The 15,086-nt window shown below is 69.9% G+C and carries 14 protein-coding genes and 1 pseudogene; 7 read left to right on the forward strand and 8 right to left on the reverse strand.

What is annotated here, in order from left to right:
- Positions 1 to 264 precede the first annotated feature (264 nt).
- Complete coding sequence (locus HNP84_RS56370) at positions 265 to 1,725, reverse strand: carboxyl transferase domain-containing protein (RefSeq protein WP_185054206.1); 1,461 nt, start codon at positions 1,723 to 1,725, stop codon at positions 265 to 267.
- Complete coding sequence (locus HNP84_RS34290) at positions 1,722 to 2,960, reverse strand: CaiB/BaiF CoA transferase family protein (protein ID WP_312926419.1); 1,239 nt, start codon at positions 2,958 to 2,960, stop codon at positions 1,722 to 1,724. Before HNP84_RS34290 ends, HNP84_RS56370 begins: the two co-directional genes overlap by 4 nt.
- Before the next feature lie 80 nt (positions 2,961 to 3,040).
- Between HNP84_RS34290 and HNP84_RS34295 the strand changes: the two genes are divergently transcribed.
- Positions 3,041 to 3,733, forward strand: a complete 693-nt coding sequence (locus HNP84_RS34295; protein WP_185054208.1) for a FadR/GntR family transcriptional regulator — start codon at positions 3,041 to 3,043, stop codon at positions 3,731 to 3,733.
- A 74-nt stretch (positions 3,734 to 3,807) separates the two neighbouring features.
- On the opposite strand, the gene HNP84_RS34300 is transcribed toward HNP84_RS34295, so the two are convergent.
- Positions 3,808 to 4,728: a TrmB family transcriptional regulator gene (locus HNP84_RS34300; RefSeq protein ID WP_221337133.1), complete on the reverse strand. Its 921-nt coding sequence runs from the start codon at positions 4,726 to 4,728 to the stop codon at positions 3,808 to 3,810.
- 27 nt (positions 4,729 to 4,755) lie between these two features.
- On the opposite strand from HNP84_RS34300, the gene HNP84_RS34305 reads away from it, so the two are divergent.
- From HNP84_RS34305 to HNP84_RS34315, 3 genes are read left to right on the forward strand one after another with little or no spacing between them, the layout of a single operon-like run.
- Positions 4,756 to 5,850: a carbon-nitrogen hydrolase family protein gene (locus HNP84_RS34305; protein WP_185054209.1), complete on the forward strand. Its 1,095-nt coding sequence runs from the start codon at positions 4,756 to 4,758 to the stop codon at positions 5,848 to 5,850.
- On the forward strand, positions 5,840 to 7,183 hold the full coding sequence (locus HNP84_RS34310; RefSeq protein WP_185054210.1) for an MFS transporter: 1,344 nt from the start codon (positions 5,840 to 5,842) through the stop codon (positions 7,181 to 7,183). Before HNP84_RS34305 ends, HNP84_RS34310 begins: the two co-directional genes overlap by 11 nt.
- Positions 7,170 to 8,009: an MBL fold metallo-hydrolase gene (locus tag HNP84_RS34315; RefSeq protein ID WP_246519092.1), complete on the forward strand. Its 840-nt coding sequence runs from the start codon at positions 7,170 to 7,172 to the stop codon at positions 8,007 to 8,009. Before HNP84_RS34310 ends, HNP84_RS34315 begins: the two co-directional genes overlap by 14 nt.
- Positions 8,010 to 8,364: 355 nt before the next feature.
- Here the strand turns inward: HNP84_RS34315 and HNP84_RS51500 are convergent, their stop codons facing one another.
- From HNP84_RS51500 to HNP84_RS34330, 4 genes and pseudogenes are all read right to left on the reverse strand, one after another.
- Positions 8,365 to 9,123, reverse strand: a complete 759-nt coding sequence (locus HNP84_RS51500) for a xanthine dehydrogenase family protein molybdopterin-binding subunit (protein ID WP_312926421.1) — start codon at positions 9,121 to 9,123, stop codon at positions 8,365 to 8,367.
- Positions 9,124 to 9,284: 161 nt separating this feature from the next.
- A pseudogene (locus tag HNP84_RS53875) lies at positions 9,285 to 9,986 on the reverse strand (xanthine dehydrogenase family protein molybdopterin-binding subunit); the annotation flags it as partial.
- 360 nt (positions 9,987 to 10,346) lie between these two features.
- Positions 10,347 to 10,517 (reverse strand): alpha/beta hydrolase, encoded by a 171-nt coding sequence (locus HNP84_RS51505; RefSeq protein ID WP_221337135.1) that lies wholly within the window; start codon positions 10,515 to 10,517, stop codon positions 10,347 to 10,349.
- Positions 10,518 to 10,803: 286 nt separating this feature from the next.
- Positions 10,804 to 11,826 carry a zinc-dependent alcohol dehydrogenase family protein gene (locus HNP84_RS34330; protein WP_185054211.1) on the reverse strand — a complete coding sequence of 341 codons (1,023 nt, stop codon included), beginning with the start codon at positions 11,824 to 11,826 and terminating at the stop codon, positions 10,804 to 10,806.
- Positions 11,827 to 12,094: 268 nt separating this feature from the next.
- Here HNP84_RS34330 and HNP84_RS34335 point away from each other — a divergent pair, with 268 nt between their 5' ends.
- The gene (locus tag HNP84_RS34335; RefSeq protein ID WP_312926424.1) at positions 12,095 to 13,012 is read left to right on the forward strand and encodes a helix-turn-helix transcriptional regulator; all 918 of its coding nucleotides are present in this window, start codon (positions 12,095 to 12,097) and stop codon (positions 13,010 to 13,012) included.
- A gap of 4 nt (positions 13,013 to 13,016) precedes the next feature.
- On the opposite strand, the gene HNP84_RS51510 is transcribed toward HNP84_RS34335, so the two are convergent.
- Positions 13,017 to 13,220, reverse strand: coding sequence for a hypothetical protein (locus tag HNP84_RS51510; RefSeq protein WP_221337137.1), 204 nt, complete (start codon positions 13,218 to 13,220; stop codon positions 13,017 to 13,019).
- A gap of 106 nt (positions 13,221 to 13,326) precedes the next feature.
- Between HNP84_RS51510 and HNP84_RS34345 the strand changes: the two genes are divergently transcribed.
- Together HNP84_RS34345 and HNP84_RS34350 are read left to right on the forward strand one after the other, a co-directional pair.
- Positions 13,327 to 13,758, forward strand: coding sequence for a hypothetical protein (locus HNP84_RS34345; RefSeq protein ID WP_185054214.1), 432 nt, complete (start codon positions 13,327 to 13,329; stop codon positions 13,756 to 13,758).
- Positions 13,759 to 14,381: 623 nt separating this feature from the next.
- Positions 14,382 to 14,750 (forward strand): hypothetical protein, encoded by a 369-nt coding sequence (locus HNP84_RS34350; RefSeq protein WP_185054215.1) that lies wholly within the window; start codon positions 14,382 to 14,384, stop codon positions 14,748 to 14,750.
- Positions 14,751 to 15,086: the final 336 nt, after the last annotated feature.

Here is a 15,086-nt window from a genome sequence, read left to right on the forward strand (position 1 = left end):
TAGTCGAATCTGGGAAGCACGGCCGCGGCGGCCTCAGCCGTCGTTTCGAATCGGTTTCGGACTTGTCTTCGGCCTTCTCGGCCGCGGGCGGCTTCTGGACGACGGAGTCGGCCGGCAGTTCCACGACGGCCTGAGCGGACAGGGCCCCTGGTAGGCGCGGACCTCATCCGGATCGCCCAGCATGCGCGGGCTGCCCACTTGGCCGGTCCCGCCGGCCTCTCGTGGCGGGCGGGCCGTCGTGACCCGCTTCCCGCCGGGTTGCGGTCACTGGGGAGCCGCCGTCGTCGTCGCTTTCAGGCCCGTCTGTTCCAGAAGAGCCGAGACTGTGGCCATGACCACCGCGTCTGCCAGCTCGTGAGCGGTTTGGCCCTTCGGCTCTGGTACCAATCGGTCGACGATCCCGGCGGCCAGCAGGTCGGGGGCGCCGATCCGCTGCCGTTTCGCCAGCTCAGGCGCGTGCGCTGTATCGCCGTGGACGATGGCGCTGGCTCCCTCGGGCGGCAGCGGGGCAAGCCAGGAGCGCTGGGTGGCCACGACGTGTCGGCCTCCCAGCAGAGCCAGGGCTCCGCCTCCTGCGCCCTGGCCGAGCAGAACCGACACGGATGGCACCGTCAGGTTCTGCAGATCGGCCATGCACTGTGCGATGGTGAAGACGAGCCCGCCGTTCTCGGCGGTGGGGGACAGGTCGGCGCCGTCCGTGTCGACCAGGGTGATGAGCGGCAGCTTCCATTCCTCGGCAAGCGCCATACCGCGTTGTGCGGCGCGCAGGTCGCCAGGGCCCAGGGGGTGCTCGGCATGCCGGTCCTGGGCGATGAGAACGCATGGGATACCGGTGACGCGGGCGAGCCTCACCTGTACGGCCGGTCGGCCATGGCCGGTGCCGGCGAGCGGGGTCAGCAGGTCGATTCCGCTCCGATAGAGATCCGAGAGTCTGAGGCGGTCAGGTCCGCGGGTGGCCTCGACCGACTCCCACACCTCCGCCGCATCGGCGTCCAGAGGGCGGATCGCCGGGCATGGAGCCGTCGGCGAGCAAGGCTCCTCCCGGTCGAGGAGCGCGTCCAGGATCGGCGTGATGGCCTGGCGGAGTCCTTCGATGGGGACCAGCGCATCGACGTGACCACGGGCTGCGAGGTTCTCGGCGGTCTGCACGCCTTCCGGCATGGGGGCGCCCGTCAGGAGTTCGGTGACCCGTGGGCCGAGGAAGCCGAGCAACGCGCCGGGTTCGGCCAGGGTGATCTGCCCGAGCGCACCCCATGAGGCCATCACGCCTCCGGCGGTCGGGTGGCGCAGGTGGACGAGGTAGGGAAGGCCCGCGGCGCGGTGCCGCGCGATGGCCGCGACGATGTCGAGCATCCGGACGAAGGCCGGGGTCCCCTCCTGCATCCGCGTGCCGCCGGAGGCGGTCGAAGCCAGGATCGGCAGGCCCGCCCGGGTGGCACGCTCCACGGCCCGAACGACTCGCTCGGCGGCGACGGTCCCGATGGAGCCGCCCAGGAAGCCGAACTCGCCGACGATCAGTACGACGGGACGGCCGGCCACCTGAGCGCACCCCGCCAGCACCGACTCATCGACGCCGCTGCGCTCCCGGGCACGGGCAAGCGCCGCGGCGTAGTCGGCGTCGGCTCCCGTGCCGGTCGGGGGCGTGTTCCACGACTCGAAGCTCCCGGCGTCCACGACCGCCTCGATGACCTCACGGGCGCCGGCTCGGACGGCCGCGCCGGTCACTGGGCTGCCTCCAGCCACCGCAGGACGGCGTCCTGATGCTCTCCGAGGGTCGGAGGGGCCTGATGCTCGGTCCTGGTGACCTCCTCGCCGTCGGGGGAGAAGAACCGCAAGGGCGGCCCGGGAAGGACGAGTCGTCCGAGTGAGCTGTGGTCCACGTCGATGAGCAAACGCTGGCTACGGGTCTGCTCCCACTCATAGACCTCATCCAGCGAACGCACCCGTCCCGCGGGGACGCCGATCTGGTCGAGTCGCGCGATCAGGTCTTCGGTGCTCCATTCGGCGAAGACGCGGTTGATCAGCTCGATGACCTCGGCGCGACGCGCGACCCGCTCCGGGTTGGTGCCGAGCCCGTCCATGCCGGGGTCGATGCCGAAGCCGGCGCAGAAGTCCCGCCACAGCCGTTCACTGCCGATCGCGATCTGGACCTCACCGTCGGCGCAGCGGAACAGACCGTACGGCGCGATGGAGACGTGGTGGTTGCCCTCGGGGACGGGGATCTCACCCGCGCAGGTCCATCGGGTGCCCTGGAAGGCGTGCACTCCGATGGTGGCCGCCAGGAGGGAGGTACGGACGATCTGGCCCCGTCCGGTGCGCTCACGCTCGTGCAGCGCGGCCAGGACGCCGTACGCGCCGTACATGCCGGCGAGGATGTCGGAGATCGGGGTGCCGACCTTGGCCGGCTGGTCAGGCGGGCCCGTGAACGACATCAAACCGGCCTCACCTTGGGCGATCTGATCGTACCCGGAGCGGCCCCCCTCGGGGCCGTCGTGCCCGAAGCCGGTGATCGACAGGGCTATCAGGCGCGGGTTGCGCTGCAGCAGCGTGTCGAAGTCCAGGCCGAGACGCTCCAGCACCCCGGTCCGGAAGTTCTCCACCAGGACGTCGGCGCGGTCGATCAGTCGCAGGAGGGTCTCCCGGTCTTCGGGTGTCTTGAGGTCGAGCGCGATCGACGCCTTGTTGCGGTTGGCCGAGAGGAAGTACGTCGACTCGCTGCCCTGCTCGGCCTCCCGGCGGACCTCGTAGGCACGTTGCCCCAGGGGCGCGAGGAAAGGCGGTCCCCAACGGCGGGTGTCGTCGCCGTGGCCGGGGGCCTCCACTTTGATCACGCGGGCGCCCAGGTCTCCGAGCATCATCGTCGCATGGGGCCCGGCCAGCGCGCGGGAGAGGTCGACGACGGTGACGTCCCGGAGCGGACCGGATGCGGGAGTCAAGGGTGCGGAAGAGAGTGCGGACACGAACGCCTCACAGAAGTGGCTGAGTGGACCAGTGGCCCACCCAATATGCCAGAGGGCGTGGATGTCAATACACTGAGCCCATGCGCAGTCAGATGCGGCCGATCACCCGTCCCCGGCTCTACGAGACGGTGGCCCGTCAGATCGCTACCTGGGCCGAGGAGAACGGGCTCAAGGTGGGAGACCGTCTCCCGCCCGAACGGCAGCTCGCGGCCAGTCTGGGTGTCAGTCGCACCACGATCAGCCAGGCCCTGGTGGCCATGGAGGTGGTCGGCGCCGTGACGGTCCGCCATGGCGATGGCGCCGTCATCACCTCCGGTGCGGGCATGGGGCGGATCGCGGACGCCATTCGCGAGCACGCACGGCGGCTGCCGGAGGTCCTCGATGCCCGCGACGCGCTTGAGACGAAGCTCGCCGCCCTGGCGGCCGTCAGGCACACGGCCGCGGACCTTGTCGAGATGGAGGCCGCCCTCGAACAGATGGCCGCCGACATCGAGCGGGGCGGCCGTGGGGTGGATGGCGACGAACGGTTCCACGCGGCGGTCACGGCTGCCGCGCGCTCCCCGCTTCTCGGCCGGATGATGCTGGAGCTTTCGGCCGAGATCACCGAGACCCGGATCGAGTCGCTCGGCCAGCCGGGGAGGCCGGGCGAGTCACTGGAGCAGCATCGCCGCATCGCCGCCGCGATCCGGAGCGGCGACCCGGAGGCCGCCGCCTCGGCGATGCACGCGCACGTGGCGACCGTCAGCGATCTCGCCATCTTGCGCGATTCCTGAGCCGGTGGATCGGTACCCGCGCCGCTTGTCCGGCCGGGCCGTCCGGTGCCGGGCTCGGGTGTCAGGGCCGGGGGTCAGGGAATGCCGGTGCCGTCGTTGTCGGCATCGGTGCTCACGCGCCACAGCACCTCGAAGAAGTTGCGCTGCATCTCGGCGTACTCTTCGCTCTCGATCACCATCGCGAACGTCTCCCGCGCCGAGGAGAGCGTGACGACCTCTCGGGAACCGATGACCGAGGTCATGGTGAACTCGTACTCGGTCGGCGCGTGCTTGACCACCCTGTAGTCGCGTGCACTGGTGAGCCAACCGCCGGGCCAGTCGTGGTCGCGGGTGCGGATGACCTTGAGGACGAGCTCACGCTCGCGCCGCCCGGCGATGTAGTCGGCCATGGCCGACTCTCCGGGAACGGTCATGAGGTCGCGCATCGAGAGGATGCCGCGGATCGGCGAATCCCACTCAAGGGTCTCGAACAGTGCCGTACGGATGCCTTGGGCCCCTTCCAGATAGCGGACCTTGGGCCGCGCGCGGCTCGCCGAGAACAGCGCGCGCAACTGGGGCACGAGGTCGTCGAGCACACGGCGCCGCATCGCCCACTCCTCTTGGAGTTGCACGGGGTCGCCGGCGACCAGGTGGCTCCGTGTGCGCAGATCCTCGCTTTCCCCGGGATCGGACTCGACTCTGCTGACCAGCCCCCGGGCCTGGAGCCGTCGCGCGATGTCGTAGCCACTGGTCCGGCTCACGTTGGCTTCGCGAGCGGCCTCCGCGACGGTGGCCCGCCCCCGCCGAAGGACGGCGAGGTAGAAGTGCGCGTCCTTCGGGTCGAGACCTGCCTCGACCAGCTGTTGCCACATGATCGTTTCTCCTCGGCGCGTTACGGGTCTGCGGTCGATCTGTTGTCGAAAACGGTCGACATTCTTTCCGTTGACCCATGTCGTGATCTGAATCTCTAATAACCGACTAAGCGAGATTACCTCGTCGAAGGTGTCGAATCTCATCGACAGAACGAGCAATGGAAGTAGCCGATGGCGAACGATCGTCTGCCCGTCGTAAGCGTGGCCGCCGTCCAAGCAGCACCGGTGTTCCTCGACCGGGACGCCACGCTCGACAAGCTAGAGTCACTGGTCGCGGACGCGGCCGCCCAGGGGGCCGAGTTGGTCGTCTTCGGAGAGACGTTCGTCTCCGGGTTCCCCATATGGGGGTCGGTGCTGCCGCCCGTGGATCAGCATGAGCTTCATCTGCGTCTGTTCGAGTCCTCCATCACCGTGCCCGGGCCTCATGCCCAACGACTCGGCGACATCGCCGCGCGGCATGGTGTGGTGCTCTCGGTCGGCGTCAACGAGCGCGCCGCCCACAGCCTGGGGCAGGTGTTCAACTCGAACCTGATCTTCGACCGGCACGGCAGGCTGGTCAATCACCGGCGCAAGCTGGTCGGCACCTGGCACGAGCGGTTGACCTGGTCACATGGGGACGCCCACGACCTGGAACCGGTGGACCTCGACGGCTGGTTCCTCGGCGCCCTGATCTGCGGCGAGAACACCAACACCTTGGCCAGGTACACCTTGCTCGCCCAGGGTGAGCGGCTGCACATCGCCACCTACCCGCCGGCCTGGCCCTTCGACCAGCGGACCGGCGCTCCGGAGTACGACCTGGCCGAGAGCATCCGGCTGCGGAGCGCGGCTCACAGCTTCGAGGGCAAGGTCTTCACCGTCGTGGCCGCCACCGCGCTGGACCAGGAGGCCATCGACGCGGTGGCCCAGGGCGATGCGCACATCGAGCAGCAGCTCAGGGCAACACCCGCGGTCTCGATCATCGTCGGTCCCCGTGGCGAGATCATCGCCGGCCCGCCGAAGACCTCCGAGGGCATGGTGACGGCGACCATCGACCTGCACGAGGAGATCGTCCTGAAGCGTGCTCACGACATCGTCGGCACCTACAACCGGTTCGACATCTTCGACCTGCGCGTCGACAAACGCCGGCGGCCTGCGATCACCATGACCGAGACGACTCCCGTGGAGGCCGACCAGCGGTATGAGCCGCCCGCGGCCTCGTCCCTCGACCGCTCGCTCCCTGGCCGCTCGTCCCTTGACCACGAGGGGAGCGTCTTCGATGTCTTCTGAGACCCACATCGAAGCCCACGACGCGGCCGACCCACGCCTGGAGAAGAACAACGATCCCGAATACCGGGCGAAGGGCCGCAAAGCGCTACGCGCGGCGATCGGCGGGTTCTTCGTCGACATGTACGACGTCTACCTGCCGGTGATCGCCCTGGCGCCGGCCATCGCCTATTTCATTCCGGCCGACGCCTCCGCGACCGAGGCCGCGACGCTGACGGCGCTGATCTTCGCCGTCTCGCTGGTCGGCCGGCCCATCGGCTCCATTGTCTTCGGGGTCCTCGGCGACCGGGTCGGACGCCGCAAGACGACCGTCTGGGTGGCCGCCGGCTTCACGGTGTGTACCGGGCTCATCGCCCTCCTGCCAGGCTATGCGGACGTCGGCTGGTGGGCGGCCGGGGCGCTGGTCCTCCTGCGCTTGATCGACGGCATCTTCCTCGGCGGCGAGTACACCGCCGCCAACCCCCTGGCGATGGAGTACGCGCCGCGCGATCGGCGCGGACTCTACGGCGCCCTGCTCAACGTCGGCTATCCCGCCGCGCTCGGCTGTATGACGTTGCTGACGATGGGCATCCTGGAGGTGCTCCCGTCCGGCGACGCGGACGCCGCCTACAGCGTGTGGGGGTGGCGGATTCCGTTCGCCGTCGGGTTCGTGATCTCGGCCATGGTGTTCGTCCACTACCTCCGGTCGGTGCCCGAGTCCGAGCTGTGGGCCAAGACCGCCGGTGTCGGCAACCCCCTCGCCGCACTGTTGCGCGGCCGGAACCTGCGTAACTTCGCCGTCGCCTTCGTGACCTCGACCGGGGCCTGGCTCATCCTCGACGCGACGATCGGCGTCTTCACAGGACACTTCAAGAAGCTGGGCGCCGACCCGGGAACCGTGAACACGACGGTCCTGATCTCAGCGGTCGCCGGCGTGGCGCTCTTTCCGTTGATCGGTGCCGCCGGCCAACGATTCGGCCGTCGCCACGTCATCATGACGATCGCTCTGTTCAACCTCGTCCCAGGCCCCATCGCGTTCGCCTTCGCCATCGGCAACTTCACCTCATCCGCGGCTGTGATCATCGGAGCCTCGATCGCCATCGTCGCCGGCCTCACCGTCTTCGCCATGATCACCGCCTACATCATGGAGATGTTCCCCACCGAGGTTCGCTCCTCCGGTTACGGGATCGCTTACAGCCTTCCGAGCATCATCCCGGCTTTCTACCCCTACTACATGCTGTGGCTCGGCAAGGGGATGAACTACGACCTCACGCCCCTGGTGATCCTGGTGGCCGGTGGTGCCTTCCTGCTCGTCGGCGCCTACATCAGCAAGGACCTACGCCATGTCCACCTCTGAACACACCCCCGAGCACGTGCCGGTACCGATGACGCCGCGGCGCCTTCCGTTCGGCGTAGCGGTCCTCGGCGGCCCCACCACCGTGATCGACCTGGCCGGTTTCCGGCTGATCTGCGATCCGACCTTCGACTCTCCCACCGACTACGGCTACTTGCGAAAGCTGGCCGGTCCTGCGGCCGACGAGGCGGCCGTCGGCGAGGTCGATGTGGCGTTGGTGAGTCATGACCTGCATCCCGACAACCTCGACCACGCCGGCCGGGCCTTCGCGCTTCGGGCGCCGGTGGTCCTCGCGCCGGCCACTGCCGCACAGCGCCTCGGCGCGCCCGCGCGACCGCTGGATCCATGGGCGACCTGGACGAGTGATGACGGCCGGCTCCGGGTGACGGGTGTTCCTGCCCGGCACGGCCCGGCCGATGGCGAGCTGAACGAGGAGGGCTTCGTCAACTGCGAGGTCATCGGATTCGTCATCAGCGTCGATCGGCATCCCACGGTCTATGTCAGTGGTGACAACGCCTCACTGGGGATCGTGTACGAGATTCGCGAGCGCGTCGGAACGATCGACTGCGCGGTCCTGTTCGCCGGATCGGCATCAGTGCCCGCGAAGTTCGGCGGGAGGCCACTGAGCCTCACAGCGGAACGCGCTGCCGCGGCGGCAGAGGTGCTCGGTTCGTCCCACGTCGTTGTCGCCCACCAAGATGGCTGGGCGCACTTCACCCAGGGATCAGAGGACACCCGCTCCGCGTTCGCCGCAGCAGGCATAGCCGATCGGCTGTGCACCGCGCCACTGGGGCATTGGTGCACGGCGTCTCCGACGCCCGGTCACTGAAGCAGCGATGCCGCGGAGGATGCCGAGAACGATCCGGCGGCTCCGTCGCGGACCGGTCGCGGCCACCGCGGCCGTGCCACACCTCATCTCGCGTTCTCTCCTGGCTGGTGGTGTGCTCTGCTCGGGTGCCGACGGCCCGCGTGCGCTCATCCGATCCCTTCCAACGTCGCCGGCGCATGGCGATGACCTTCCCGGGGTGTCACAGGAGGGCCTCGATGGTGATGGGCAGGTCGCGGACGCGGCGGCCGGTGGCGTGGAAGACGGCGTTGGCGATCGCGGGTGCCACGCCGACGATCACGACCTCGGCCAGGCCCTTGACGCCGATGGGGTCGGCTTGGCGGTCCTCGCCGTCCAGCTAGACGGCGGCCACGTCGGGGACGTCGGCGTTGGTGGGGACGAGGTAGTCGGCCAGGTTGGCGTTGACGATGCGGCCGTCGCGGGGGTCGGTGACGGTGTGCTCCAGCAGGGCCATGCCGATGCCGCCGACCAGGCCGCCGATCGCCTGGCTCTCGGCGAGCTTGGGGTTGATGACGCGGCCGGCGTCGTAGACGCCGAGCACCCGGCGCACGCGGATCAGGCCGAGCCGTTCGTCCACGGCGACCTGGGCGAACACCGCGCCGTAGGCGTGGGTGGAGAAGCGTTCGGTCTCCTGGCCGGGGGTGTAGCCGCCGCGCGCCTCCAGGTGGGGGCGGCCGGTACGGGCCAGCAACTGCTGGTAGGTCTCGCCGCGGCCGGGGTCGCCGTGCAGGTGCAGGCGGCCGTTCTCTACGACGATGTCGTCGGCGGCGGCGCCGTGCAGGGGTGAGCCGGGGTCTTCGATGGCGAGCCGGACGGCCTGCTGCCGGAGCCTGGCGCAGGTGCCGGCGACGGCGGAGCCGACGCTGGCCATGGTCATGGAGCCGCCGTGGGGCGGGGCGGGCGGCATGGTGGAGTCGCCGAGCTGGAAGCGCACCCGGGACACCGGGAGGCCGAGGGCGTCGGCGGCGACCTGGGTCATGGAGGTGTAGGTGCCGGGTCCCATGTCGGAGGTGGCGGACTGGACGGTGGCGGTGCCGTCGGGGGCGAGCCTGGCCGGCGCCTGGGCGGGGGCGCGGGCGGTGTGGTAGGTGGCCACGGCGACCCCGGTGCCGACCAGCCAGTCGCCGTCGAGCGGGGCTCGGGGTTGCGGTCGTCCCAGCCGACGATGTCGGCGCCGGTGCGCAGGCACTCGCGCAGTCGCCGGGTGGAGAACGGGGCTCCGGTTCCTGGGTCCTGGTCGGGTTCGTTGCGCAGGCGCAGCTCGATCGGGTCGATGCCGGCTTCGTGGGCGAGTTCGTCCATGGCGCATTCGATCGCGTAGGCGGCGGTGGCCGCTCCGGGGCCGCGCATCCAGGTGGGGGTGTTGATGTCCAGCGGGATCGAGCGGTAGGTCTGGCGGACGTTGGGGGTGGTGTACACCATCTGCCCCTGGGTCAGCAGCGCCTCGCGGTAGTCCTCGTAGGTGGAGGTCTCGGCGCGGATGTCGTGCACGGCGGCGGTGAGCCGGCCGCGCTCGTCGGCGCCCAGGGTCAGCTTGTACTCGGTGACCGGGCGAAAGCCCGTCCCGGTGTACATCTGCTCGCGGGTGAGCACGACCTTGACCGGGCGGCGTACCTGGCTGGCGGCCAGCGCGGCGATCGTGACGTGCGGCCAGGCGCGCAGAGCGCTGCCGAACGCCCCGCCGACGAACGGCGAGATGACGCGGACCGACTGCTCGTCGATGCCGAACACGGAGGCCAGGGCGGCGCGGGTGCCCTGCACCATCTGGGTCTTGTCCCACACGGTGAGCCGGTCGCCGTCCCAGCGCGCGAGGGTGGCGTGCGGCTCCATCGAGTTGTGGTGCTCGCGCTGGAGCCGGTACGTCCGGTCGATGCGGCTGCGCGCCTGGCGTAGTGCCACCTCGACGTCGCCCCGCGGGTAATTCTCGGGTTGGTCGGGGTTTCCGGCTGAAGAGGACATGTCAGTCGCGGGCCGTTCGCCGGCGTAGGCGACCTTGACCAGGCTCGCCGCATGCTGGGCGGCCTCCAGGGTTTCGGCCACCGCGACCGCGACCGGCTGGCCGCGAGCGCGGACGGAAGGAGGCCGGCCACCACACCACCGGCAGCGGTCACCGACAGGAAACCTCGCCGGACACCCCCGGCGGCGCCTGCCCGTCGTGGCGGTCTTCGTCTGGGAGGTTGTCGGACATGAATTCCTCACTTTCCTTTGGACCGGCGGGAGGATCGGAAAGGAGCGACGCTGTGGGGCGACACCAGGACGCACCGCCCCATCGCTGGTCGCACCCGGCGGGCTCGGAGCCGGGCAGGCACGGCCTGGTGATCAGAGGAGGTTCTTGGTGAAGAACTCCTCCAGCTTGTCGAACGGGATCAGATCGGTCTTGTCGTACAGATCGACGTGGCCGGCGTTCGGGACGACGTGAAGCTCTTTCGGCTCTGCCGCCTGCTCGTAGGCGTCCTCGCTGAAATACCGCGAGTGGGCGTGCTCTCCCACGCGCTGATCAGGAATCCGCCGCTGCCGCACATGCCGATTCCGCCGATGCGCTGCCTGTCGACGAAGGGGCGCGTGCCGAGGTAGTCCACGGCTGCGCTGAAGTCCTCGACGAACACCTCAGGAGAGGACGGGTGGCGCGGCCGGCCGCCGCTGTAGCCGCTCGGCGCTCGTCATCGGCGCCCCCTACGGCGGAACCGGCGTGCGGGTGACGTCGTCGTCCAGATCGAATTGCGTGTCGGCGCCGAGATCGCCGCGTTCGGGCCGGGCGCCCAGCGGCCGTGGCCGGTCAGGGGCGAAGCAGGGTCTTGATGGCGCGGCGCTCGTCCATCGCCTTGTAGCCCTCGGCCGCCTGGTCCAGCGGCAGGGTCAGGTCGAAGACCTTGCCCGGGTCGATGGCGCGGTCGCAGATCAGCTCGATCAGCTTCGGCAGATACCGGCGGACGGGAGCGGGGCCGCCGTGCAGGTGCACCAGGGAGTCGAACATGAGGTCACCGGGCAGTGCGACGTCATGGGCGACGCCGACGAAGCCGACATGCCCGCCGGGCCGGGTGGAGCGGATGGCCTGCAGCATCGACTCCTGGGTCCCGACGGCCTCCAGGACGCTGTGTGCGCCGAGCCCGTTCGTCAGCTCCTTGATCACGGCCACGCCGTCGTCGCCGCGCTCGGTGACGATGTCGGTGGCGCCGAACCGGCGGGCCAGCTCCTGCCGGGGCGCGTGCCGGCTCATCGCGATGATGCGTTCGGCACCGAGCTGCTTGGCGGCCAGTACGCCGCACAGTCCGACGGCGCCGTCGCCGACGACGGCGACGGTCTTGCCCGGCCCGGCTTCGGCGGCGACGGCGGCGAACCAGCCGGTGCCCAGCACGTCGGAGGCGGCCAGCAGGCTCGGCACCAGATCGGCGTCCGGCATGCCGGGGGTGGCCACCAGCGTGCCGTCGGCGAGCGGAATCCGTGCGAACTGGGACTGCGTGCCGATGGTGCCCATCAGCACGCGTTGGACGCACGCGCACTGGTAGCCGGATCGGCAGATCTCGCAGGTGTTGTCAGAAGCCCAGAACGAGCCGACCACGAACTGGCCCGGCCTGACCGTGGTGACCTCGCTGCCGACCTCTTCGACGACGCCGGCGTACTCGTGGCCCATCGGCATCGGCCCGTCCGGCTTGTCCACACCGCGGTAGGGCCACAGGTCCGAGCCGCAGATGCAGGTGGCCGTCAGGCGGATGATCGCGTCGGTGGGCTCGATGATCTGCGGGTCCGGGCGGTCCTCGACGCGGACGTCGCCCGGCGCGTGCAGCACTGCTCCACGCATGGGTGGTAACTCCTTCGATATGGGTTTCAGCGGGATCGGCCCGCTTCTCCCGGACGTGAACCACCTCAGGCGGGACGACGTCCGCGAGCGAAGCCGGATTCCTGTTGATCTCGCCGGCGACGGCGGTGCCCGTCCGGGAACGGACATGCCATCACTTCGTGTGACATCGCCCAGGAAACCGGGTTCATCGCACGCGCGGGAGGTCGCGTTTATCGGGGGGACAATCTCCACCCCCTTACGCCCCAGGGCGCTGTCTACAGTGAGAAAGGTGGACAACCGCGATGAGATCCGCCACTTCCTGGCCAGCCGGCGCGCCAGGATCAGCCCGCAGCAGGCCGGGCTGGCCCTCGGCGGCCGTCGCCGGGTGCCCGGCCTGCGCCGCGAGGAGGTCGCCGTCCTGGCCGGCGTGAGCACCGACTGGTACACCCGCCTGGAGAAGGGCCACATCAACGGCGTCTCCACCGACGTCCTGAACGCCGTCGCCCGCGCCCTGCAGCTCGACGACGCCGAACGCGCCCACCTGTTCGACCTGGCCCGCGCCGCGGCCACCGGCCCCAGCCCCCGCCGCGTCCGCAAGGTGCGCCCCGGCCTGCAGCGCATGCTGGACGCCATGACCGACGCGCCCGCCATCATCCGCAACGGCCGGATGGACATCGTGGCCGCCAACCGCCTGGGCTACGCCATGTACTGGCCGGTCTTCCACTCACACATCCCCACCCCCGGCCGCGGCCCGCGCCCGGACACCGCTCGCCCCCAGCCGGCCAACATCGCGCGCTTCCAGTTCCTCGACCCGGCCGGGCCGGACTTCTTCCCCGACTGGGACACCGCCGCCGACATCACCGTCGCCCTGCTGCGCACCGAGGCCGGACGCGACCCCTACAACAAGGAGCTCACCCAGCTGATCGGGGAGCTGTCCACCCGCAGCGACGACTTCCGCGGCCGCTGGGCCCAGCACAACGTCCGCCTGCACCACACCGGCACCAAGGCGTACCACCACCCGGCCGTCGGCGACCTGGTCCTCGACTACGAGTCCATGGACCTGCACGCCGACCCCGGCCTGAACCTGACCGTCTACACCGCCACCCCCGACACCCCCTCCTCGGATGCCCTGCGCCTGCTCGCCAGCTGGGCCGCCACCCTCGACCAGCCCGCCCAGCCACACGACGCGGACGCTCAGCGCAGGTGACGATTCAAAGGCCGTCTTCATAACCCACTGCCCGGGACGTGCGATGAGTCCCGACCTGGTGTCCCTCGGTCCGGGTGTGGGGCAGAGTCGCCTCGACCTGATCGCCATCGCCGAGCGTTTCGAGGACCTGGACCCCGTTCCGGGCCATGCCTGCCCCGCTCACCATCGTCGCCATGTCGCGTTCCAGTACCGGACGCCCGAGGTTCATCCCAGCGTTCCTTGAGAAATACGAGCAGCCCCTCGTAATCTGATCACGTCCTCAAATGCGACCACTTGCTCGTATTTTGCCTCCAAGAAGAAGCAGGGATGCCAGGATGAAGAAGCGCAGCGTGCTCAGCAGCGTGCTCATGGCCGCCGCCCTCGCGTTCACCGGCCTGACGGTGATGGCCACGCCCGCCCAGGCGAGCCAGGCCGAGGCTCAGCGGATTTGCGGCAGCGGCTACCAGTTCCTCAAGTACATGGGCACCGAGAAGTCGATCGGTGCGTACCTGTTCTACAACTCCGCCAACGGCAACAACTGCGCGGTCGGGATGCACCAGTACACGGCCGTGGGAGTGCGGACGAAGACGAACGTCTGGATCCAGCGCCAGTCCGACCTCAGGAAGGTGATCGACGAGGGCAGCTACGCCTACTACGCCGGGCCCGTCTACCTCTACGCTCGCAACACCTGCGTGAAGTACGGCGCCTACATCGACTACAACGGCGGAGAAACGACCGGCATCAACTACTGGTACTTCTGCGGCTGAGCCCACCTGGCCGGGGCGCTCGGGGGTGAAGTGGGCGGCCAGGTGATGGGCGCCCACCCCCCGTCCCGGCCGGCCGACGTGAGTGTTCGCTCGTGCATTCCCCGGCGAACACTCGCGTCCTGATACGCCGAGCCGCCGACCGCTCACTTCGCCCTGGTCAGCCCAGGCCCTGGCCTCTTACGAGGCCACCGGACCCGGCCTGTCGCCACGATCACCACCAAGGATCCCGCCACGAATCCGGCCTGCACGCTGAACCGCCCGGCGGGCGACGCGACCGGGCAGACCGCCCTGGGGCAGTCGTTGCAGAGCGGGAACGGGTGCCTGCAGTTCGCCCGGCTGGCCGGCGAGCCGATCAAGCAGTCGATCAGCCCGGAGCCTCCCTCTCCTCCGTCGGCCACATCTGGGGACCCACGGCGAACTGGTGCGACTACTGGCGCCCGCCCACCACGCCACCAGGCTGCGCCGGCTGACCCACCCTGGAACTCCTCGACGCTGAACGTCACCTTCACGCTGTGCGGGCGGCCCGGCGAGGTGTACGCCCGAGGCCGAGCCGGCTTCGGCACGGCTCGGTCCGCTGGGTCCATCGGCACCGACGGGACTGTGGGTCCAGAACCGAGGCGCTGGTGGAGGTGATGCGGGCCACCGGCCAGGTACGCCGGATCGGGGTGCATCTCAACCAGGCGGTGGCCGCGCTGAACGCCGCCGGGCAGATGGGCGGAGACCTGATTCCGTACGCATCCGTGTGCATCCGTACCGTCCGGAAGCTGGACGACCTTGGCGGATGCGATCAGAGGACGGCTCGGATGATCGGGAAGGTGACGCGGGGCGGCCGGGTGATGGGGCTGCTGTACTACCTGTACGGCCCCGGCCGCGCGAATGAGCACGTCAACCCGCATCTGGCGGCCGGATGGCGGCATCCCGGGTGCCGCCGCCCGGCCGGGCCTGATCGGCCGGGGCTTCACTCCCATCCGGCCGCCTTGGACATCCGCTGATGCGGCGACTTCACCTACATCCCCACCAGGGAGGGCCGGCTGTATCCGGCCACCGTGATCGATATCACCTCGCGGCGGGTGGTGGGCCGAGACCGTCGCCGAGGTCGTCGAGGCCATGGAAGGCTCGGCCGGGTACGGGCTGCGGCCACAACGGCGGCGGCAAGCGGCCGGAGCGGATGGCGGCGCCTGCTCGCCCTCCCTGCCGGGCCGCCTCCTCCAGCGCCGGGCCCTGGCGGCGGGCGGGCGGTCACGCGCTCGGCGTAGGCCAAGCCCTCGCCCGGCGACCTTGCCAAGCGCCAGCGCCCGCCGCTCCACCTGGTTGCGCTCATGGCAGGG

This window comes from Thermocatellispora tengchongensis (genome assembly GCF_014202315.1).
Taxonomy (GTDB): Bacteria; Actinomycetota; Actinomycetes; order Streptosporangiales; family Streptosporangiaceae; genus Thermocatellispora; species Thermocatellispora tengchongensis.